Source organism: Mycobacterium sp. GA-2829 (genome assembly GCF_001499965.1).
In the GTDB taxonomy this organism is placed as follows: domain Bacteria; phylum Actinomycetota; class Actinomycetes; order Mycobacteriales; family Mycobacteriaceae; genus Mycobacterium.
On record NZ_LQIT01000050.1, the window covers coordinates 1 to 21,808 of the forward strand.

The 21,808-nt window shown below is 69.5% G+C and carries 18 protein-coding genes; 8 read left to right on the forward strand and 10 right to left on the reverse strand.

Annotated features, from left to right (window positions below; all coding sequences use genetic code 11):
• The first annotated feature begins 8 nt into the window (after positions 1-8).
• The 4 genes from AU194_RS24860 to AU194_RS24875 all read left to right on the forward strand — a co-directional run bounded on the left by AU194_RS24860 (position 9) and on the right by AU194_RS24875 (position 4,236).
• Entirely contained in the window at positions 9-1,637 is a 1,629-nt protein-coding gene (locus tag AU194_RS24860) for a LuxR C-terminal-related transcriptional regulator (RefSeq protein ID WP_059091939.1), read from the forward strand.
• A 67-nt stretch (positions 1,638-1,704) separates the two neighbouring features.
• Positions 1,705-2,781, forward strand: a complete 1,077-nt coding sequence (locus AU194_RS24865; protein WP_059091940.1) for a class I SAM-dependent methyltransferase — start codon at positions 1,705-1,707, stop codon at positions 2,779-2,781.
• 10 nt (positions 2,782-2,791) lie between these two features.
• On the forward strand, positions 2,792-3,616 hold the full coding sequence (locus AU194_RS24870; protein WP_059091941.1) for a serine hydrolase: 825 nt from the start codon (positions 2,792-2,794) through the stop codon (positions 3,614-3,616).
• 107 nt (positions 3,617-3,723) lie between these two features.
• Positions 3,724-4,236, forward strand: a complete 513-nt coding sequence (locus AU194_RS24875) for a DUF3145 domain-containing protein (RefSeq protein WP_059091942.1) — start codon at positions 3,724-3,726, stop codon at positions 4,234-4,236.
• A 94-nt stretch (positions 4,237-4,330) separates the two neighbouring features.
• Here the strand turns inward: AU194_RS24875 and AU194_RS24880 are convergent, their stop codons facing one another.
• Positions 4,331-5,236 (reverse strand): diacylglycerol kinase, encoded by a 906-nt coding sequence (locus AU194_RS24880; protein ID WP_059091943.1) that lies wholly within the window; start codon positions 5,234-5,236, stop codon positions 4,331-4,333.
• Positions 5,233-6,810 carry an FAD-binding oxidoreductase gene (locus AU194_RS24885; protein WP_082698845.1) on the reverse strand — a complete coding sequence of 526 codons (1,578 nt, stop codon included), beginning with the start codon at positions 6,808-6,810 and terminating at the stop codon, positions 5,233-5,235. Before AU194_RS24885 ends, AU194_RS24880 begins: the two co-directional genes overlap by 4 nt.
• Positions 6,811-6,869: 59 nt before the next feature.
• Between AU194_RS24885 and AU194_RS24890 the strand changes: the two genes are divergently transcribed.
• The 3 genes from AU194_RS24890 to AU194_RS24900 are packed head-to-tail and all read left to right on the forward strand — an operon-like array spanning position 6,870 to position 10,836.
• The gene (locus AU194_RS24890; protein ID WP_059091945.1) at positions 6,870-7,451 is read left to right on the forward strand and encodes a TetR/AcrR family transcriptional regulator; all 582 of its coding nucleotides are present in this window, start codon (positions 6,870-6,872) and stop codon (positions 7,449-7,451) included.
• The gene (locus AU194_RS24895) at positions 7,448-8,986 is read left to right on the forward strand and encodes a glycerol-3-phosphate dehydrogenase/oxidase (protein WP_059091946.1); all 1,539 of its coding nucleotides are present in this window, start codon (positions 7,448-7,450) and stop codon (positions 8,984-8,986) included. Before AU194_RS24890 ends, AU194_RS24895 begins: the two co-directional genes overlap by 4 nt.
• 29 nt (positions 8,987-9,015) lie before the next feature.
• On the forward strand, positions 9,016-10,836 hold the full coding sequence (locus tag AU194_RS24900; protein ID WP_059091947.1) for an amino acid permease: 1,821 nt from the start codon (positions 9,016-9,018) through the stop codon (positions 10,834-10,836).
• Positions 10,837-10,842: 6 nt separating this feature from the next.
• Here AU194_RS24900 and AU194_RS24905 read toward each other — a convergent pair whose 3' ends face one another.
• The 8 genes from AU194_RS24905 to aceE form a co-directional block, all read right to left on the reverse strand.
• A complete protein-coding gene (locus AU194_RS24905; RefSeq protein ID WP_059091948.1) occupies positions 10,843-11,226 on the reverse strand; it encodes a heme-binding protein in 384 nt (127 codons plus the stop codon).
• 142 nt (positions 11,227-11,368) lie between these two features.
• Positions 11,369-12,790: an acyl-CoA carboxylase subunit beta gene (locus tag AU194_RS24910; protein ID WP_059091949.1), complete on the reverse strand. Its 1,422-nt coding sequence runs from the start codon at positions 12,788-12,790 to the stop codon at positions 11,369-11,371.
• 56 nt (positions 12,791-12,846) lie between these two features.
• Positions 12,847-14,100 (reverse strand): 3-oxoacyl-ACP synthase KasB, encoded by a 1,254-nt coding sequence (gene kasB, locus AU194_RS24915; RefSeq protein WP_059091950.1) that lies wholly within the window; start codon positions 14,098-14,100, stop codon positions 12,847-12,849.
• A 38-nt stretch (positions 14,101-14,138) separates the two neighbouring features.
• On the reverse strand, positions 14,139-15,389 hold the full coding sequence (gene kasA / locus AU194_RS24920) for a 3-oxoacyl-ACP synthase KasA (protein ID WP_059091951.1): 1,251 nt from the start codon (positions 15,387-15,389) through the stop codon (positions 14,139-14,141).
• A complete protein-coding gene (acpM, locus tag AU194_RS24925) occupies positions 15,386-15,679 on the reverse strand; it encodes a meromycolate extension acyl carrier protein AcpM (RefSeq protein WP_059091952.1) in 294 nt (97 codons plus the stop codon). Before acpM ends, kasA begins: the two co-directional genes overlap by 4 nt.
• 89 nt (positions 15,680-15,768) lie before the next feature.
• Positions 15,769-16,686 (reverse strand): ACP S-malonyltransferase, encoded by a 918-nt coding sequence (locus AU194_RS24930; protein ID WP_255374847.1) that lies wholly within the window; start codon positions 16,684-16,686, stop codon positions 15,769-15,771.
• A gap of 149 nt (positions 16,687-16,835) precedes the next feature.
• Positions 16,836-18,122, reverse strand: coding sequence for a CdaR family transcriptional regulator (locus AU194_RS24935; protein WP_059091954.1), 1,287 nt, complete (start codon positions 18,120-18,122; stop codon positions 16,836-16,838).
• Positions 18,123-18,257: 135 nt separating this feature from the next.
• Positions 18,258-21,047 (reverse strand): pyruvate dehydrogenase (acetyl-transferring), homodimeric type, encoded by a 2,790-nt coding sequence (gene aceE / locus AU194_RS24940; protein ID WP_059091955.1) that lies wholly within the window; start codon positions 21,045-21,047, stop codon positions 18,258-18,260.
• A gap of 177 nt (positions 21,048-21,224) precedes the next feature.
• On the opposite strand from aceE, the gene AU194_RS24945 reads away from it, so the two are divergent.
• Complete coding sequence (locus tag AU194_RS24945) at positions 21,225-21,797, forward strand: hypothetical protein (RefSeq protein WP_082698843.1); 573 nt, start codon at positions 21,225-21,227, stop codon at positions 21,795-21,797.
• The last annotated feature ends 11 nt before the right edge of the window (positions 21,798-21,808 follow it).

Below are 21,808 nucleotides of genomic sequence, written 5' to 3' on the forward strand. Positions count from 1 at the left end.
CGTGCTATATGAACACGATGGTTACTTCAGCGGCCACTTCCGCGCATGCCGAACTCACGGCCGCCGCGCGGGGGGCGCACGCGCGGCGCGACTGGCACGGTTCGTACGCCGGCTACGTGCGGGCCAACGCGATCGCACCGCTGTCCACCGACGACCTCGACGCGCTGTCGGTGGCGGCCTGGCGGATCGGTGAGGCCAAGGAGGCGGTCCGCATCGCCGAGCGGGTCTTCGCCCAACTGGTGCGCACCGATCCGCACGCCGCGGCCCGAAAGGCCGTCGAGTTGGCGCTGGCGTGGCTCACCCGCGGTGACCTCAACATCGGCGCGGGGTGGATGAACCGGGCGCGGCGGCTGCTCGACGGGGTGCCCGAGAGCCCGACACACGGCTACCTGGTCTATCTGGACGCGGTCGTCGCGGTGCTGGGCAACGACTTCGACGCGCTGGCCGGACGGGTGACCGAGTTGCGGGCGATGAGCGCCCGCCTCGACTTGCCCGCGCTGACCGCGCTGGCGATGGTCGCCGAGGCGATCGAGGCGGTCTACGCCGGACGGATGGCGCAGGCCGGGGGACTGCTCGACGAGGTGATGCTGCCGCTGCTGGCCGACGACGTGCCGATCGACTGGGCCGGCGACATCTACTGCATCGTCCTGCATGTCTGCCACAAGGCCGCCGACCTCCCGCGGATGCGGGCATGGGTGCACTCGATGGAGCGGTGGTGCGCGGCGGCGGGTTCGGACACCTACGGCGGGGTGTGCGATGTGCACCGGTTGCAGCTGCGGGCGGCCACCGACGACTACACGATGCTGGAGAACCAGTTGGTCGACGCCAGCCGGCTACTCGAGAGCGTCAACTCGTGGGCCGCCGGCGAGGGGTTCTACCAATTGGGCGAGGTGCGCCGGCTGCGCGGCGACGCCGACGGCGCGTCGGCGGCCTACGCGCGGGCCCGGGTCTGCGGGGTCGAACCGCAGCCCGGCGAGGCGCTGTTGCGCTGTAGGCAGGGACACAGCCAGGCGGCCTGGGCCGAGCTGCGGGTCGCGCTGTCGACCGCCGATCGGCTCGACCGGATGCGGTTGTTGCGGGCCGCCGTCGAGATCGCTTTGGCGCGTGGGCAATTCGACGAGGCCGACCGGTACTGCCGGGAACTCTCCGACGGTGCGGCGCGGTTCGGCACCGCCGGTTTCCGGGCCTGGGCGGCCCATGCCCGCGGCGCGCTGTGCGTGCGGCGGGGCGACCACGCCGAGGGGCTGGACCGGCTCGCCGCGGCGCTGCGCGAGTACCGCGTGCAACAGTCCCGCTACGAGACCGCCGAGGTGTACGAGTGGATGGCGGTCGCCCACCGCGCGCTGGGTGACGATGTCACCGCCGATGCCGACGCGGCCACCGCCGAGAGCATCTACGCCCAACTCGGCGTGGCGCCCGCGGGGGTCTGCGGCGCGCCGACCGGTGGGCTGACGAACCGCGAGACCGACATCCTGCGCCGCATCGCCGCGGCCGGGGCGAGCAACCGCGAGTTGGCCCAGCAGCTGTGCATCAGCGAGAAGACCGTCGGCAGGCACCTGGCCAACATCTACCTCAAACTGCAGGTGTCCTCGCGCGCGGCGGCGGTGGCGTGGGCACACCAGCACGGAATCGTGTAGACGGCGCGGGAGAAAGATACATCGTTCACCCGATCCGCCGGGGCCGCTGAACTGCTTGGCTTCGACCATGACCACACTCCACGAGAACCCCACCGAAGAGTCCACCGAACAGTTCGCCGAACGCATCGTCGGCGCCATCGACAGTGCGAGCCTGGCGATCCTGCTGTCTATCGGGCACCAGACCGGCCTGTTCGACACCATGGCCGGACTGCCCCCGGCCACCAGCAGTCAGATCGCCGACGCGGCCGGTCTGTCCGAACGCTACGTGCGCGAGTGGCTCGGCGGGACGACCGTCGCCCGCGTCGTGTCCTATGACCCTGTGACACAGACGTATTCGCTGCCCGCCACCCACGTCGGGGTCCTGACCCGGGCAGCAGGTCCGGACAACCTGGCGCGCGTCGCGCAGTTCATCCCACTGCTCGGCGAGGTCGAACAGCAGATCATCGGGTGCTTCCGCCACGGCGGCGGGCTGCCGTACAGCGCCTATCCGCGGTTCCACACCCTGATGGCCGAGGAGAGCGGTGAGGTGTTCGACGCCGCGCTCGTCGACGCGATCCTGCCGATGGCGGAGGGTCTGCCCGCGCGGTTGACCGCCGGCGCCGACATCGCCGACGTCGGGTGCGGCAGCGGGCACGCGATCAACGTGATGGCGCAGGCGTTCCCGGCCAGCCGATTCACCGGCCTCGACTTCTCCGACGAGGGGCTGGGCGCAGGCCGCGCCGAGGCGCAGCGCCTCGGCCTGACCAACGCGCAGTTCGTCGCCACCGACGTGGCCACCCTCGACGTCACCGACGCCTACGACGTCATCACCGCCTTCGACGCGATCCACGACCAGGCCCAGCCCGCGCAGGTGCTGGCCAACATCCACCGGGCGCTGCGGCCCGGTGGGATCTTCCTGATGGTCGACATCAAGGCCTCCAGTCGGTTGGAGGACAACGTCGGAGCGCCGCTGGCGCCCTACCTCTACACGGTGTCGGCGATGCATTGCATGAGCGTGTCGCTCGGACTCGACGGGGCGGGCCTTGGTACCTGCTGGGGCCGCCAGGTCGCGGCGTCGATGCTGGCCGACGCCGGCTTCACCGAGGTCGACGTGCGCGAGATCGACAGCGATCCGCTGAACTTCTATTACGTCTGCCGCAAGTAGCATCTGCCCGGTGGGCGTACTGGACGGGATCGCGGACTGGCCGGTCGACACCGCGGCGGCGGCGGTGGTGGGGCGCGACGGCGTCCTCGCCGAACACGGCGACCAGCGGCACCGGTTCCGGCTGGCGTCGGTGACCAAACCGCTCGTCGCCCGCGCCGCGCAGATCGCGGTCGAGGAGGGTGTCGTCGACCTCGACACCGATGCGGGGCCGCCCGGTTCGACGGTGCGGCACCTACTGGCCCACACCTCCGGGCTGTCCATGCACTCCGACGAGGCGATGGCCGAACCCGGCCAGCGGCGCATCTACTCGAACTACGGGTTCGGGGTGCTGGCGCACACGATCGAGCGGGCGGCTGACATCGAGTTCGGCCGCTACCTCGCCGAGGCGGTGTTCGAACCGCTCGGCATGTCCGACAGCACGCTCGACGGGGGCGCGGACGCCGCGGGTTACGGCGTCCACGCCACGGTCGCCGACGTCGCGGCCTTCGCCGGCGACCTGCTGCGGCCACGGCTGGTGTCCCAGCAGATGCACGACGAGGCGACCAGTGTGCAGTTCCCGGGGCTCGACGGGGTGTTGCCCGGGTTCGGCGTGCAGCGGCCCAACGACTGGGGGCTGGGCTTCGAGATCCGGGACGAGAAGTCGCCGCACTGGACCGGGGCGGCGAACTCGACGCGTACGTACGGGCATTTCGGCCAGTCAGGGACATTTCTGTGGGTCGATCCGGAGGCGGGGCTGGCGCTCGTCGTGTTCGCCGACCGCGACTTCGGGAACTGGGCGTATGAGCGCTGGCCGGCGATCTCTGATGGAGTCCTGAGAGAATTCGGGGCACACTAGCGCAACACCCGCCACACAAGGCACAATAGACACGCACGACACAGTTGTAATTCGGTTTCAAGAGGCCGCTTGGGGAAGACGTCCCTCGTGGAGCCGAAGGAGCAACTATGCGTGCGTCGAACCAGTTCGCCGACGCGACGACAGGCGTGGTGTACGTGCACGCCTCACCCGCGGCGGTGTGCCCACATGTCGAGTGGGCGTTGTCGTCGACCCTGTCGGCGCGCGCCAACTTGAAGTGGACCCCCCAGCCCGCCATGCCCGGGCAGCTTCGCGCTGTCACGAACTGGGTGGGCCCGGTGGGGACCGGGGCGCAGTTGGCCAACGCCCTGCGCTCCTGGTCGGTGCTGCGCTTCGAGGTCACCGAAGATCCGAGTCCCGGTGTCGACGGGCACCGCTGGTGCCACACGCCGCAGCTCGGTCTGTGGAGCGGGCCGATGAGTGCGAACGGCGACATCATGGTGACCGAGATGCGGTTGCGCGCGCTGATGGCCGAGGGCGCCGACGTGCTGGCCGCCGAACTGGACACCGTGCTCGGCACCGCATGGGACGAGGCGCTGGAGCCCTACCGCGACGGCGGTGCGGGTGCGGAGGTCAGCTGGCTGTCCCGCGGAGTCGGGTAGCCGACGACATTCAGCCGCGGAGTCGGGTAGCCGACGAGCAGACACAGAATCGCCCTTTTCCGACCGGAAAAGGGCGATTCTGTGTCTGCTCGCGCTAAGGGGTTGGGGTCAGGATGCGCAGCGCGCCCGGCACCGCCGACACGGTGACCGGCAGCGGGCAGGCGTAGTCGCCGTCGGCGTAGGCGTTGATGCCCGGGCAGTCCACTTCGATGACCCGGGCGCGGGCGGTGGTCACATCGTCGAGGTCGACGTGGGTGCCCTTGAACACCGTGGGAAACAGCCGGACCAGCCTGCTGCGCGAGGCCGAGTGCACCATCGTCACGTCGAGCAGCCCGTCGGTGTGGTCGGCGTCCGGGCAGATCAGCATGCCGCCGCCGTAGCTGCGGGTGTTGCCGAACGCGGCGAGGGTCAGCCGGACGTCCTGCGGCGGTCCGTCGTCGAAACGCAAGCGGAACGGCAGCAGTCGCAGCTTCGACAGTTCGGCGACCATCGCGACGTTGTAGCGCATCCGGCCGTGTGGCCACCGCATCCGGTTGGTGCGGTCGCTGACCAGGGAGTCGAACCCGGCGGCCATCACCGTGCCGAACCATTTGTGCCCGCCCGCCGCGTCCTCGATGCGGCCGAGGTCGACGGTCTCGGTGTGGCCGTCGGCGATCACGTCGGCGGCCGCTTCCGGATCACCTGTCGGGAGCCGATATTCGCGGGCGTGGTCGTTGCCGGTACCGGCGGGCACGATGCCCAGCGGAACGTCGCCGTCGGCCAGAGCCTGCAACGCCAGCGAGATCACCCCGTCGCCGCCGACCACGACCAGCGCGTCGGTCCCGCCGGCGAGTGCCTCGTCGACCAACCGGCGTGCGTGGGCGGCATCGGTCCCGACGATCGCGGTCACGTCGACGCCGCGCTGCTGAAACCGGGTCACCGCGCGTTCGGCCGCGTGCGGGGCGTTGCCGTGCCCCGACAGCGGATTGGTCAGCACCGTGACATGGCGGATCGCGGTCATGGGATCAGCTTGCCCGGGTTGAGGATTCCGGCCGGGTCGAGTTTGGCCTTGACCGCGCGCAGGATCTCGACGCCGAGGTCGCCGACCTCGTCGCGCATCCACGGTCGGTGGTCGGCGCCCACCGCGTGATGATGGGTGATGGTCCCGCCGGTGCGCATGATCGCCTGTGACGCAGCGGTTTTCGCGTCCTTCCACTGCTCGATCGGGTTGCCGCGCTGGGCGGCGACGACGGTGAAGTACAGCGATGCGCCGGTCGGGTAGACGTGGGAGATGTGGCAGAGCACCAGCGCCGGTGTCCCCGACTCGCCGAGCGCCCCGGTCAGCGCCTCGGTGACCGCGGCCTTGAGCGCCGCGAGATTCGACCAGGTGGTTGCGGTCTCGAGCGTCTCGCACAGCGCGCCCGCCGACAGCAGCGAATCCCGCAGATAGGGTGCGCCGAACCGGCCGTGCTCCCACGCCCGGGCCGGGGCCTCGCCCAGCGACGTCCCGCCGTGCGCCTCGAGCAGCGCGCGGGTCTCGGCGTGCCGGCTCTCGGCGTGTGCGGCGGTGCCCTCGAATACGGTCACCGCCAGGCACCCGCCGGTGATGGTCTGTTCGCCGATGGCCTCGGTGGTCGCCAGGTTGACGCCGGTCTCCGCCTCGTCGGACAGCCGGATCACCGTCGGCCCACTGCCGGTCTGCGTCACCGCGCGCAGAGCCGTTGCGCCGGTTGGGAAGTCGGGGAACGACCACGCCTCGTACCGGGCGGCCTCCGGAACGCGGTGTACCCGGACCCGCACCCGGGTGATGACGCCGAAGACCCCTTCGGAGCCGACGAGCAGTTGCCGCAGATCCGGTCCGGCGGCCGAGGCCGGGGCGCGGCCGGCATCGAGGACACCGGCGGGGGTGACCGCGCGCAGTCCGCGCACCATGTCGTCGAAGCGGCCGTAGCCGGCCGAATCCTGACCTGAGGACCGCGTCGCGGCGAATCCGCCGATGGTCGCGAAACAGAAGCTCTGCGGGAAGTGGCCGAGGGAGAACCCGTGGGCGCCGAGCAGTTCCTCGGCCCGTGGGCCGGTGACCCCGGCGCCGAGTTCTGCCTCACCGGAGACCTCGTCGAGCCAGTGCAGCGCGTCGAGGCGGCGCAGATCCAGCGAGACCACGGCTGCGAAGTCACCGCGGACGGGGTCGAGGCCGCCCACCACGCTGGTGCCGCCGCCGAACGGCACCACGGCGATCCGCCGGGCGCTGCAGTGGTCGAGGATCGCCGCGATCTGTTCCTCGTCGGCGGGGAGCAGGACGGCGTCGGGGGCGTCCTGCGGTGCGCGGTCGCGCCGACGCAGCAGGTCGAGAGTGGATTTGCCGCCCGCGTGCAGCAGCCGGCCGTGGTCGTCGACGACGCAGTACCCGTCGCCGACGATGCGGCTCAGCGCGGCACGGTCGCTCTCGGCCAGCCTCGACGGACGCACGGTCACCTCGTCGAGGTCCAGCGAATCCGCGCCGCCCGTGACGCCGAGCGCCTGTTCCAGCAGCCTGCGGATGCCGTCGGAGAGCGGTTTCGCGGCGTCCGGGTCACCCCAGGCGTCCCACTTCATCGGCGGGAGCAGGGCGGTCGGGTCGTCGGATCGGCCGATCATGCGTTACAGTATTACACATGGTGTCAATCCGTAAGCCTGCGCCGCGGACGGTGGAGGAGCGCATCCTCGACGCCGCCGCGGACTGCGTGGTGGCCTACGGCGTCAACCGGGTGACCCTGACCGAGATCGCGCGCCGCGCCCGGGTCAGCCGGCCCACCATCTATCGCCGCTGGCGCGACACCGACGCCGTCCTGGCCCAGCTGCTGACCGCACGGATCGCGGGCGTGCTCGACGCCGTCCCCGGTGACGGGGTCGGCCGCGAGTCGCTGGTGCAGCGGATCGTGCGGGTGGGGGACCGGCTGCGCAACGACGAGATCGTCAGCGCTGTCCTGCACAGCGCGCCGGAACTGGCGATGGTCTACATCACCGAACGGCTCGGCACCAGCCAGCAGATCCTCATCGACGCGCTGGCCGGCGAGATCAAACTCGCCCAGGACGAGGGCAGCGTCCGCTCCGGCGAACCGCGCCAACTCGCCGCGATGTGCCTGCTCATCACCCAGTCGACCATCCAGTCCGCCCAGATGGTCGCGCCGCTGCTGGACGCCGAGGCGCTCGACGGCGAACTGGCGCGCTCACTGAACGGATACCTGCGCCCGTGACGTCTGCTGATGACGCGGCCCGCCGCGGCGCACTCGACGCGGCCCGCCGGGCCAGGGAACTGACCGCCCTCGCCGAGGGTGCGCCCGTCGACGTCCTGGTGATCGGCGGCGGGATCACCGGCGCCGGTATCGCCCTCGACGCGGCGAGCCGCGGGCTGTCGGTGGCGCTCGTCGAGAAGCACGATCTGGCTTTCGGCACCAGCCGCTGGAGCTCCAAACTCGTCCACGGCGGACTGCGCTACCTGGCCACCGGCAACGTCGGGATCGCCCGCCGAAGTGCCGTCGAACGCGGGATCCTGATGACCCGCAACGCCCCGCACCTGGTGTCCGCGATGCCGCAACTGGTGCCGCTGCTGCCCGACATGCCGCCGTCGGCAAGGAAACTCGTGCGCGCCGGATTCCTCGCCGGCGACGCGCTGCGCCGGTTGGCGGGCACCCCGGCCGCGACGCTGCCGCGCTCTCGCCGGGTCACCGCCGCCCGCGCCGCCGAACTCGTCCCCGGCGTGCGCCGCGACGGTCTGGCCGGGGCGTTCCTCGCCTACGACGGTCAGCTCGTCGACGACGCCCGGCTGGTCACCGCCGTCGCCCGCACCGCCGCCCAGCACGGCGCGCGCATCCTCACCCGGGTGAGCGCGTCGGCCGCCACCGCCACCACCGCCCGGCTCACCGACCACCGCACCGGCGAGGAGTTCGACGTGGCCGCCCGCGCGGTGGTCAACGCCGCGGGCGTGTGGGCCGCCGACGTCGACGACACCCTGCGGCTGCGGCCCTCGCGCGGAACGCATCTGGTGTTCGACGCCGCCGCCTTCGGTAACCCGGCCGCCGCGCTGACCATCCCGATCCCCGGCGCCCGCAACCGGTTCGTGTTCGCGATGCCCGAACAGCTCGGCCGCGTCTACCTCGGCCTCACCGACGAGGATGCACCCGGCCCGATTCCTGATGTGCCGCAACCGGATTCGCAAGAGGTCGACTTCCTGCTCGACACCGTCAACACCGCGCTCGCGACCGCGCTCACCCGCGCCGACATCCTGGGCGCGTACGCCGGACTGCGCCCGCTCATCGACACCGGCGGCGGCAGCACCGCCGACCTGTCCCGCGACCACGCCGTCACCGAATCCCCGTCCGGCGTCATCAGCGTGATCGGCGGCAAGCTCACCGAGTACCGGTACATGGCCGAGGACGTCCTCGACCGCGCCATCGCCCTGCGCGGCGTGAGCGCCGGACCGTGCCGCACCCGCAACCTGCCGCTGATCGGGGCGGTGGGGCGGATTCCGCCGGGGCTGCCGCCGTCGCTGGTCGCCCGCTACGGCGCCGAGGCGCCGCACGTGCTGGCCTGCGCCCGCTGCGACCGGCCGACGGACCCGGTCGCCGACGGAATCGACGTCACCCGGGCGGAATTCGAGTTCGCCGTCACCCACGAGGGCGCGCTGACGGCCGACGACATCCTCGACCGCCGCACCCGTATCGGTCTGGTCGCCGAGGACCGCGAGCGGGCCGAAGCCGCCGCGCAGGAGTTCGCCGCGCTCGTGGAGTGACGCCACTCACATCTGGGTATTCCGCTCGGATGACAGCTGCACCCACCCTCAAAAAGGCGCTCAACCAGCGCCAACTGCGCATGATCGCCATCGGCGGCGTCATCGGTGCCGGCCTGTTCGTCGGGTCCGGCGTGGTCATCGCCGACACCGGGCCCGGCGCCTTCCTGACCTACGCCATGAGCGGCGTCCTCATCATCATGGTGATGCGGATGCTCGCCGAGATGGCGGTGGCGAACCCGTCGACGGGTTCGTTCGCCGACTACTCGCGCAACGCGCTCGGCGATTGGGCCGGGTTCTCGGTCGGCTGGCTGTACTGGTACTTCTGGGTGATCGTCGTCGGCTTCGAGGCGATCGCCGGGGCGAAGATCATCCAGTACTGGATCGACGTCCCACTCTGGGTCTCCGCGCTGGTGTTCATGGTGCTGATGACGGCCACCAACCTGTTCTCGGTGCGGTCCTACGGCGAGTTCGAATTCTGGTTCGCCGGTATCAAGGTCGCGGCCATCCTGGCATTCATCGCGATCGGCGCGTTGTTCGTGGTCGGCCTGTGGCCGGGCAAGGACGCCGATTTCTCGAACCTCACCGACCACGGCGGCTTCATGCCGATGGGCGCGGGCGTGATCACCGTCGGGATCGTCACCGTGATCTTCTCCATGGTGGGCGCCGAGATCGCGACCATCGCCGCCGCGGAGTCATCGGACCCCGAACGCGCCGTCGCCAAGGCCGCCAACTCGGTGATCGTGCGCATCCTGCTCTTCTACGTCGGCTCGGCGCTGCTGCTGGTGACGATCCTGCCGTGGAACGACGAGGGCATCGCCGCGTCGCCGTTCGTCGCGGCGTTCACCGAGATGGGCATCCCGTACGCCGACCACGTGATGAACGCCGTCGTCCTGACCGCCGTGCTGAGCTGTCTGAACTCCGGGATGTACACCGCGTCGCGGATGATGTTCGTCCTCGCTGCGCGCCGTGAGGCGCCGCCCGCGCTGGTCCGGGTGACGCGCAGGGGAGTGCCCGCCAACGCCATCCTCGCGTCGTCGGTGGTCGGCTTCCTGTGCGTGATCGCCGCGGCCGTCTCACCCGACACCATCTTCGCGTTCCTGCTGAACTCCAGCGGCGCCATCATCCTGTTCGTCTACCTGCTGATCGCGGTGTCGCAGATCGTGTTGCGCCGCCGCACACCGGATTCCGATCTCCGGGTGAAGATGTGGCTGTTCCCGGTGCTGTCGGTGCTCACCGCGGCGGGCATCGTCGCGATCCTGGTGCAGATGTTCCTCGACGACGCACTGCGCTCGCAGCTGGTGCTGAGCCTGCTGTCGTGGGCCGTGGTGCTCGGCCTCTACCTCGCCAACCGGGTGTTCCTCAAGCGGCGTCCCGCCGAGCCGGGCACCCGCGCCCCCGGCGAGGCGCACCGGGTGCTGGTGATGGCCAACCAGACCGTGGACTCGAACGAACTGCTCGAGGAGTTGCGCAGCATCGGCGCCGACCGCGCCACCCAGTTCTATGTGGTGGTGCCGGTCAGCGCGGTCGAGACGGGGACCGCCGAGACGCACGGGCCGCTCGACGTGGCGGAGGCCACGCGCCGGGCCGCCTCCGAACGGCTCGACCGGACGCTGGAGACGCTACGGGGACACGACTTCACCGCCGACGGTGTGCTCGGCGACCAGCGCCCGCTGCGGGCGCTCGCCGAGGCCGTCGACGAGTTCGGCCCGGACCAGATCGTCATTGCCACGCTGTCGCCGGAGAAGTCGGTGTGGCACCGCTACGACCTGGTCGACCGGGCGCGGGCGCAGCACAAGGTACCGGTGACCCATGTCGTCGCGGCCAGTGTGGAGCCCGCGACCCGCCGCTAGGAAACCCTACGACGCCATCGCGTCGTAGAGGCGTGCGATGTCGCCCGGCGCCACGTCGACCTGGCACTGCTGCCGCAGCGTGCGCAACGGCTGCGCGATGCGCTGCAGGTCGGCCCACTCCTGCGGATGAGCGACGAAGTAGGTCCGGATTGCGGCCTCGCCCTCCGCGCCGGCGTTGGTGATGGCGTCGTTCGCGCCCGGGTGACTGTTCAGGTAGTCGCCGGTCTGCGCGGAGACGGTACCCAGTGCGCTACTCAATGCTGCTGCGGTGCACTGGGGTTGGGCGGTGGCCGTCGGCACGGCGATGGTGGCGGCGGCCAGTCCCAGCAGCGCGCCGGTGACGACGGCGCCGCCGACTCCACGGCGCACGGTGATACCAGATGTGTGCATGATGCGAACCCCTCGGTCAGTGATCTCCTCCCCGACACCACTGGCCACGCTACGCCGACGGTCGAGCGGCTTCGGTGCAGACGAAGAAAATCCCCGGTACGCCGTCGGCGCCCGGGGAATCTTCCGTGGGTGTTTCGACCGCTTACAGCGGGATGTTCTTGTGCCGGCCGCGGCGTGCGGGGGCCTCGGCCAGCGCCTGGGTCAGCTTGCTGCGGGTGTGCGACGGGTCGATCTTCTCGTCCACCACACCGATCTCGATCGCGGAGTCCACCCCACCGGCGATGCGCTCGTGCTCGGCGGCGAGTTCCTCGTGCAGCGCCTCGCGCTCCTCGGGAGCCGCGGCGGCCAGCTTCTTCTTGTGCAGGATGCCGACGGCGGCCTTGGCGCCCATGACGGCGACCTCGGCCTCCGGCCACGCGAACACCTTCGTCGCGCCGAGGGACCGCGAGTTCATCGCGATGTAGGCGCCGCCGTAGATCTTGCGGGTGACCAGGGTGACGCGCGGAACCGTCGCCTCACCGAACGCGTGCAGCAGTTTGGCGCCGCGGCGCACCACGCCACCCCACTCCTGGTCGACACCGGGCAGGTAGCCCGGCACGTCGACGACGACGACCAGCGGGATGCCGAACGCATCGCACAGGCGCACGAAACGTGCTGCCTTCTCGGCGCTTTCGGAGTTCAGGCAGCCGCCGAGGCGCAGCGGGTTGTTGGCCAGCACGCCGACCGTGCGACCCGAGAGCCGGCCCAGGCCGACCACCATCGACGGGGCCCACTTGGCCTGGAACTCCTCGAAGGGCACACCCTCGTCGAGCAGCGCGGTGATCAGCGGGTGCACGTCGTAGGCGCGCCGCGCCGACTCCGGCAGCAGGGCCTTGAGATCGGTGTCGCCGGACTCGGCCTTGCTGCGGTCGAAATGCCCCTGCTGGCAGAACAATCCGACGAGGCGGCGGCCGCGTTCGTAGGCGTCGAGCTCGTCGTCGGCGACGATGTGGCAGACGCCGGACTTCTTGTGGTGGGCCTCGGGTCCGCCCAGCGACACCATGTCGACGTCCTCGCCGGTCACGCTGCGCACCACGTCGGGGCCGGTGACGAAGACCTTGCTGTCGGGGGCCATCACGATGACGTCGGTCAGAGCCGGACCGTAGGCGGCGCCACCGGCGGCGAAGCCGACGACGACGGAGATCTGCGGGACGTAGCCGGAGGCGCGGATCATGGCCTCGAACACCAGGCCGACCGCGTGCAGCGCCTTGACGCCCTCGGCGAGGCGGGCGCCGCCGGAGTGCCAGATGCCGACGATCGGGCTCTGCTCCTCGATCGCGGTGTCGTAGGCGTTGACGATGTGGCGGCAGCCTTCGACGCCCATGGCGCCGCCCATCACGGTCCCGTCGGTGCAGAACGCGATGCTGCGCACGCCGTTGACGGTGCCTGCGGCGGCGAGCACACCGGAGCGGTCACGCTCGTGCAGCAGCTCGACGGTGCCGTCGTCGAAGAACGTGCTCAGGCGCAGCAGCGGATCGCGCGGGTCGAGCGACTCACCGACTGCCTCGGGGGCCATGATCGTCATCCATATCCTCCTGTTGCCCGTTCCGATGTCGGCTGACCGTCGAGAAGCGCTGGGTCTCAGTACTTTCCGAAGGCGAGCGCGACGTTGTGCCCACCGAATCCGAACGAATTGTTGATGGCGTATTGGTAGTTACCGGGCCGGGGAGAGCCTGCGACGACGTCGAGGTCGATCTCCGGATCCAGGTTCTTCAAGTTGAGGGTGGGCGGGATGACGCCGTTCTTGAGCGCCATCACCGTCAGGATCGATTCCACCGCACCGACGGCGCCGACCGAGTGGCCCAGCGCTCCCTTGGGCGCGTAGACCGCGGGCTTGTGGCCGCCCATCGCATTGTTGATCGCCTTGCCCTCGGCGACGTCGCCGACACTGGTGCCGGTTGCGTGCGCGTTGACATGGTCGATGTCGCTGGGCTGCAGACCGGCCAACTGGATGGCTCGGGTCATGGCCCAACCGGCCTGCTCACCGTTGGGGTCCGGCGCCACGATGTGGTAGCCGTCCGAGGTGACGCTCGCACCCATGATGCGGGCCAGGATGTTCGCGCCGCGGGCCTTGGCGTGCTCCTCGGTCTCGATGACCAAGAGCGCGCCGCCCTCGCCGAACACGAAACCGTTGCGATCCTTGTCGAACGGGCGGCAGGCGCCCGCGGGATCATCGTTGGTGGTCGAGAGCACGATGCGCATCTGCGCGAAGCCGGCGATCGGCACAGCTTCGATCCGGGTCTCGACTCCGCCGCAGATCGCGATGTCGGCCTCGCCCAGCACGATGTTGCGCCAGGCCTGCGCGATCCCTTCCGAACCGGAGGCGCAGGCCGAGACCGGGGTGATGACCCCGGCCCGGGCCTTGCGCTCCAGCCCCACCGCGGCGGCGGCCGCGTTGGGCATGTACATCTGCACGGCCAGCGGTGACACGGCCCGCAGCCCCTTGGCCCGCATCCCGTCGTAGCTGAACACGAGCTCCTCGGTGGAGCCCATGCCGGTGCCGATCGACACCATCAGCCGACGCGGGTCGACCTCGGGGGAGCCGGCGTTGTCCCAGACCCGCCTGCCCAGCACCGTCGACATCTTCTGCAGGTACGACAGCCGGCGCAGCTCGACACGAGTCAGCTCACTGTCGAAGTCCTCCAGCAGATGACCGCCGATGCGCACCGGGAGGTCGTACTGCTCGACGAACGGGTCATCAAGGGTGCGGATACCACTCTGGCCGTCGAGTAGACGCTGCCAGGTGGTCTCCGCATCGGTAGCCAGCGCGGTCGTCATGGCAACGCCCGTGACGACCACGTTCGGGAATCCGTTTCCCGTAGCTAACCGTGCCATTGCTGCTCCGTTGATCTATCTGTCGGCGTGCGTTGAACTCAGTATCGACCGAACGCCAAGGCCACATTGTGGCCGCCGAAGCCGAACGAGTTGTTGATGGCGTACTGGTAGTCGCCGTACCGTGGCTCGCCCGCAACGACATCGAGATCGATCTCGGGATCCGGTGTCTCGTAGTTGAGTGTCGGCGGAATGACGCCGTCACGCAGCGCGAGCACCGTGAGGATCGACTCGAGCGCGCCGACCGCACCGATCGAGTGACCGAGCGCGGACTTCGGCGCGTACACCGCGGCGTGCCCCACACCGGCCACCCGGAGGGCGTTGGCCTCGGCGGTGTCACCGATCGGTGTCGCGGTGGCGTGCGCGTTGACGTGGCTGATGTCCTTGGCGGACAGGCCTGCCGTCTCCATCGCACGTTTCATCGCCTGCCCGGCGCGGGCACCGTCGGCGGCCGGGGCCACCATGTGGAACGCGTCGGAGGTGATACCCGCACCCATCAGGCGGGCCAGCGGCTTGGCGCCGCGGGCCTTGGCGTGCTCCTCGGTCTCGATGATCATCATCGCGCCGGCCTCACCGAAGACGAAACCGTCGCGGTTCTTGTCGAACGGCCGCGAGGCCTTCTCCGGCTCGTCGTTGCGGGTCGACATCGCGCGCATCATCGAGAACGCCGCGATCGGCAGCGCCTCGATACCGCCTTCGACACCGCCGCAGACGGCGAAGTCGGCATCGCCCATGACGATCGAACGCCATGCGTGGGCGATGGCCTCCGAGCCGGACGAGCACGCCGACACCGGGGTGATGACCCCGGCGCGGGCGCCCAGTTCCAGACCGGCGACGGCCGCCGCACCGTTGGGCATGATCATCTGAACGGCGAGCGGGGACACCTTGCGGGGCCCGCCCTCGTTCATCGCGTCATAGGTCTCGACGATCTTCTCGCCGCCACCCAGACCGGTGCCGATGACCACCGCGAAGCGGTCCGGATCGACCTCCGGCTTACCCGCGGTCTCCCAGAGCCGGCCGGCGAGCAGCTTCGACATGCGCTGCACGTACGACATACGACGCATGTCGATGCGGGTCATGTGATCGTCGACGTTGTCGACCAGATGACCGCCGATACGCACGGGCAGGTCCCACTTGGTGACGAACTCGTCTTCGAGCACGCGGATGCCGCTCTCGCCAGCCAGCAGGCCCTTCCACGTGCTCTCGATGTCCGCAGCAAGTGACGTGGTGGCCTCGACGGCAGTCACGACTACGCTGGGGAAGCCTCCGTTAGCCGTGGAAGGACGGGTCACTGTCCGAACTTCTCACGCAGCGCGGCGGCAGCCTCGGGGTTCTCTTCCTCGAGCTTCTGGATGTAGGAGACGACGTCACCCACGGTGCGCAGACCGGCGAGATCCTCATCGGGGATCTTCACGCCGTACTTGTCCTCGGTCTGCACGGCGATCTCCACCATCGACAGCGAGTCGATGTCCAGGTCGTCGACGAACGACTTCTCCGGGGTGACCTCCGACGGCTCGATGCCGGTGACCTCTTCGATGATCTCGGCGAGACCGGCGATGATTTCTTCCTGACTTGCGGGCACGGTGGCTCCTTCTATATGTGGTGAACATGCCTCCGCGGAAGGCGGAGAACTCTTGAGATGACGATCGATATGCGGTTGTCCGTCGCGGACTAGAAAGTCAGTCCGTCCAGGTCGGCGGGGGATTTGACGGCATGCGTCGGTACCCCCCGGAGTTCGCGTTTGGCAATGCCGACGAGTGTGCCCGCGGGCGGGAACTCGACGATGGCGGCATTCTCGGCGTTGTCGAAGCGCTCCCGCATCGTTGCGGTGCAGAGATCCCAGCGCACCGGACGGGTCAGCTGGGCGACGAGTTTGTCGATGGCGTCCGCTGCCGAGGCTACCGGCTGGCCGTCGGAGTTGGACAGCAGCGTGAGCGTCGGCTCGGCGGTGGCGACACCGCGGGCGGCGGCTTCGTAGCCTTCCAGCGCGGATGCCATGTAGTGGGTGTGGAACGCACCGGCGGTGGCCAGCTTGCGGACCCGGGCCTTGGCCGGGGGATCCTCGGCAAGCTTGTCCAGCGCCGCCACCGCGCCCGCGGCGACGATCTGGCCGACGGCGTTGCGGTTGGCGGGGACCAGGTCGAGCGCCTCGAGCCGGGCGAGGACCTCGGCCTCGTCGCCACCGAGCACCGCGGCCATGCCGGTCGGTTCGAGCGCGCAGGCGCGTGCCATCTCGGCGCCGCGGGTGGCGGCCAGCTTGATCGCGTCGTCGGCGGAGATGACGCCGGCGATCGCGTAGGCGGCGATCTCCCCGACGGAGTGACCGGCGACGATGGTGTCGCTGCCGGAGCTGAACAGATTGCGCTGGGCGGCTTCCTCGTGCGCCAGCAGCGTCGCGGCGACGACCAGCGGCTGGGTCACCGCGGTGTCGGTGATCTCCTCGGCGTCGGCGGTGGTGCCCAGCCGGGCCAGGTCCAGGCCACTGATCTGCGACCAGGTCGCCAGCCGCTCAGCGGCGCCGGGCAACTGCAGCCACGGCTCGAGCATCCCGGGGGTCTGGGACCCCTGGCCGGGCGCGAGCAGCGCGATCTGGGTATGCGATTCAGGCACGTCTTTAAGAGAACACTGTGAAGACGACTTTGCGCCGTGTAAGAGATTATGAACCTCGTCTTATCTTTTTGTAGCAAGTCCACAAAACGGCATGTGATGGGACACCAGCGATACCGGACCGCGATGTGTCACGTGGTGCCGCCGAGGTCCGACAGCACTGCCCGCACCGGCGCGACCTGCACCGATGGTGCCGTCGCGGCCCTGGGCTGGGCGGCCTGGCGGTTCAGCCTGCCGACCGTGGCGGCCACCCGCAGCACGTACGCGTCGCGGGGCAGGGTGGGGTCGCGACCGGTGAAGTCGGCGATGCGTTTGAGCCGGTATCGGACGGTATTTGGATGAACGAACAATTGACGCGCGCATGCCTCGATCGCACCGCCGGCGTCCAGATACGCGTCGAGGGTTTCGGTGAGGGTCGGTCCCGCGTCCCCGAGTGGGCGCATCACCTCGGTTTCCAGCGCGGCGATCGCGGTGGCGTCGCCGAGCAGGGCGCGTTCGGGCAGCAGTTCGCGGGCCGAAACCGGGCGCGGCGCCCCACTCCAGCCGGCGACCGCGTTCATGCCCGCGATCGCCTCGGTGGCCGACAGGTGGGCCGCCGACAGCGTCGGCGCGGTGGGTCCCACCACCACGGGCCCGTCGGCGAACACCGTCACGATCTCCTTGAGGAACCGGTCGGTGGGGGAGATCGGACCCGACACGATCGCCACCAGCCAGGAGCCGTGCACATCCGACAGCGCCGCCCGGTCGCTGCGCGTGACGACGTCGCGGACGTCGTCGGCGGCCAGGTCGATGCGGTCGGGGTGCGGCAGGCCGACGATGACGGTCGCGGGGGCGGTGGCGTCCCAGTTCAGCGTGGCCGCCTGCGACTGCAGTTCCGGTCCGATGTCACCGCGGACCACCGCGTCGACGACGTTGGCCTCCATCCGGGTGTCCCACGCGCCGCGGGCCTCCGCGGCGTCGGCGTAGGCCGAGGCGGCGGCGAAGGCCAGGTCGCGGCTGTAGCGCAGGATGCCCGCGGTCAGCGCGGTGACCTGTTCGTCGGAGCGGGCCAGCAGCGGCACCGCCTCCTCGAAGAACTCCATGGTCGTGCGCACCATCTCGACGGTCTGCCGCAGCGCGATACGCCGGGTCAGATCCTGTGGGACGACCTCGAACGCCTGCGCGGTGTAGCTGACGTTGCTCTGCGGGTCGCGCATCCACTCGACGAAGTTGACCACCGCGGTCTGCACCACCAGGTGCACGCTGGCGCGCTGGCTGGCCTCCAGCCCCGCGAAGAACGGCAACCGATCCTGCATGGAGGCGACCGCCTCGGTGGCCAACCGGCCGGAGTACTGCTTCAACCGGCGCAGCACCGAGTCCGGCACGGTCTGCAGGACCTCGACCGTCGAGGCCGGAGGAACGTACCGATTGTCGGGCATGACTAAAAGCTACCCGGCTTTTCTGGCAGCAACCTCCAAGTCGCTTTTCGCGACCAGTCACAGATTCGCGTGATCGGAGGCCGAATCACGCGAATCTGTGACTGCTCGCGGCGACTCCCAGGCCCGATGTCGTCGCTACGCGACTCCGGGGTCCGACGTCTGCTCCGGGGCGGCCAACACGTCGTCGATCTCGTAGCGCCGAGCCGCCTCCACGGCCACCGACATGTCGAGGTTGCCGTCGCGGGCGAGTCCCTCCAGCACCGCCACCACGATCGACTCGGCGTCGGTGTTGTAGAACCGCCGTGCCGCCGGGCGGGTGTCGGAGAACCCGAACCCGTCGGTGCCCAGCGTGATGTAGGTACCGGGCACCCAGGGCCGGATCTGCTCGGGTACCGCGCGCATCCAGTCCGAGACCGCGACGACGGGACCCGCCGCATCGGCCAGCGCCTTCGTGACGTACGGCGTCTCCGCCTCCCGGTCCGGGTAGCGCAGCAGCTGCTTCTCCACCTCGACACCGTTGCGGTTGAGTTCGTTCCAGCTGGTCACCGACCACACGTCGGCGGCCACGTCCCACTCCTCGGCGAGCAGTTCGGCGGCTTTGAGCGCTGACGGCATCGCCACCCCCGAGACGAGGATCTGTGCGGCGTTCGACTTCTTCTCCGGGGCCCGCCGGTACCGGTAGATGCCCCGCAGCAGCCCCTCGACGTCGAGGCCGTCAGGCTCGGCAGGCTGCACGTACGGCTCGTTGTAGATCGTCAGATAGAAGTAGACGTTCTCCGGGTTCTCGCCGTACATGCGCTCGAGGCCCGATTCGACGATGTAGGCGACCTCGTACGCGAACGCCGGGTCGTAGGCCACGACGGCGGGGTTGGTCGACGCCAGCAGCAGCGAATGCCCGTCGGCGTGCTGCAGACCCTCACCGACCAGCGTGGTGCGCCCGGCCGTCGCGCCCAGGACGAACCCGCGCGCCATCTGGTCCGACGCGGCCCAGAAGCTGTCCCCGGTGCGCTGGAACCCGAACATCGAATAGAAGATGTAGATCGGGATCATCGGCTCGTTGTGCGTGGCGTACGACGTGCCCGCCGCGATGAACGTGCCGACCGACCCGGCCTCGTTGATGCCCTCGTGCAGGATCTGGCCGGCTTCGCTCTCCCGGTAGGCGAGCATGAGTTCGGCGTCGACCGAGGTGTACAGCTGACCGTTTCGGTTGTAGATCTTCAGGTTCGGGAACCACGAGTCCATCCCGAACGTGCGCGCCTCGTCGGGGATGATCGGCACGATGCGGTGGCCGATGTTCTTGTCCCGCAGGATCTCCTTGAACGTGCGGACCGTCGCCATTGTGGTGGCGACCTCCTGCTTCCCGGAGCCCTTCTTGAGCGCCTTGTAGGCGTCGCGCGCCGGCAGGGTGAGCGGTTTGGACTTGGTCCGGCGTTCGGGCACGAACCCGCCGAGAGCGCGCCTGCGGTCGAGCATGTAGCGGATCTCGGGCGCCTCGGGACCGGGGTGGTAGTACGGCGGCAGGTACGGGTTCTCTTCGAGCTGCGCGTCGCTGACCGGGATCCGCTGTACATCGCGGAAGTCCTTGAGGTCTTGCAGCGCAAGCTTTTTCATCTGATGGGTGGCGTTGCGGCCCTCGAAGTGCTTACCGAGGGTGTAGCCCTTGATGGTCTTGGCGAGGATGACCGTCGGCTGCCCCTTGTGCTCCATCGCCGCGCGGTAGGCCGCGTACACCTTGCGGTAGTCGTGCCCGCCGCGCTTGAGGTTCCAGATCTCGGCGTCGGACATCTTCTCCACCAACGCCTTGGTGCGCGGGTCGCGGCCGAAGAAGTGGTCGCGGACGTAGCCGCCGTCGTTGGCCTTGTAGGTCTGGTAGTCCCCGTCGGGGGTCACGTTCATCAGGTTGACCAGTGCGCCGTCGCGGTCGGCGTGCAGCAGCGCATCCCACTCGCGGCCCCACACCACCTTGATGACGTTCCAGCCTGCGCCGCGGAAGAACGACTCCAGTTCCTGGATGATCTTGCCGTTGCCGCGCACCGGCCCGTCGAGGCGCTGCAGGTTGCAGTTGACGACGAACGTCAGGTTGTCGAGCGCCTCGTTGGCGGCCACCTGGATGAGCCCGCGGCTCTCCGGTTCGTCCATCTCGCCGTCGCCGAGGAACGCCCACACGTGCTGATCGGAGGTGTCCGTGATGCCGCGGTCGTGCAGGTAGTGGTTGAACCGGGCCTGGTAGATCGCGTTCATCGGGCCCAGCCCCATCGACACCGTGGGGAACTCCCAGAAGTCGGGCATCAGGCGCGGGTGCGGGTACGACGGGATACCGCCGCCGGGGTGGCTGTGCTCCTGGCGGAAACCGTCGAGCTGATCGGCGGTCAGCCGGCCCTCGAGGTAAGCGCGGGCGTAGATGCCGGGCGAGGCGTGGCCCTGGATGAACACCTGATCGCCGCCGCCGGAATGGCTCTTGCCGCGGAAGAAGTGGTTGAAGCCCACCTCGTAGAGCGCCGCCGAGGACGCGTAGGTCGAGATGTGGCCGCCCACACCGACTCCCGGCCGCTGCGCGCGGTGCACCATGATCGCGGCGTTCCACCGGATCCAGGCGCGGTAGCGGCGCTCGACGTCCTCGTCACCGGGGAACCACGGCTCGAGTTCGGTCGGGATGGTGTTGACGTAGTCGGTGGAGGTGAGGGCGGGTATCGCGACCCGCTGCTCGCCGGACCGCTCCAGCAGCCGCAACAGCAGGTAGCGCGCGCGGGCCGGGCCCGAGCGTTCGAGCAGTTGGTCGAATGACTCCAACCACTCGTTGGTCTCCTCCGGATCGATATCCGGCAGATACGATGCAACACCCTCTCGAATCACCCGAACGCGGTCGTGTTCGGCTGTGGTAGAGGAGTTTTGGGCCAGATCCTGGCGCACGAACTCGGTCGTCAACTTCCGCTCCTTGTCAGGCGGTATCGGTACGTCACGTTCGGGAAGGGTTTGTGACCCCGCACGCGCGTGACGCCTCTATCCTTCCCTCATCGTGCCCGCGACGCACTGGTGGGGGTGGGTGCCCGCAATGAACCCGCGATCGGGCCGGTCAACCGGTAACGTCTGCAGACCGTGCTGATGGGTGGACGGCGGCGGGGGAGGCGACTGCAGACGCTCGCCCGGGTCGCAGGCAGCATCGCCGCGGGCGCCATGATCATCGTCGGCTGCACGTCGGTGACCTCGGGGAGCGGCGTGGTGGACCGGGAGGAGGCGCCGGTGTACCGCGCCTCGGTGTCGGCCTCGATCGAGGAGTCCATCGCCCAGTCGAGCGCCCGCGAATCCAAACGTCAGCAGTCGCTGACCACCGCGGCCATCCACACCTCCTGCGAGGACCTCAGCAGTTCGAGTGTGAACGCGATCAATGCCGTCAACTCCTACGTCGACGCGGTCAACGAGGACTCGGCGGAAGTGGGCGTGCGGGCGGGCCCGGCAGTCGACGCGCTCAACGTGAGCGCCAACCTGGTCTCCAGCGGGATCAACGACATGCTCAAACCCGAATTGCGCGACGCGCTCAACGCCTGGGTGGGCGCCGCGCGCGACGTCGCGGGCACGATCAGCCGCGACGGCGGACCCGACGAATTCAACGCCGCGGTGAACCGGTTGAACGATTCCAGGGAGGTCGCACTCGAACTGTGCGACGCGTCATATTGACGAACCGGGGC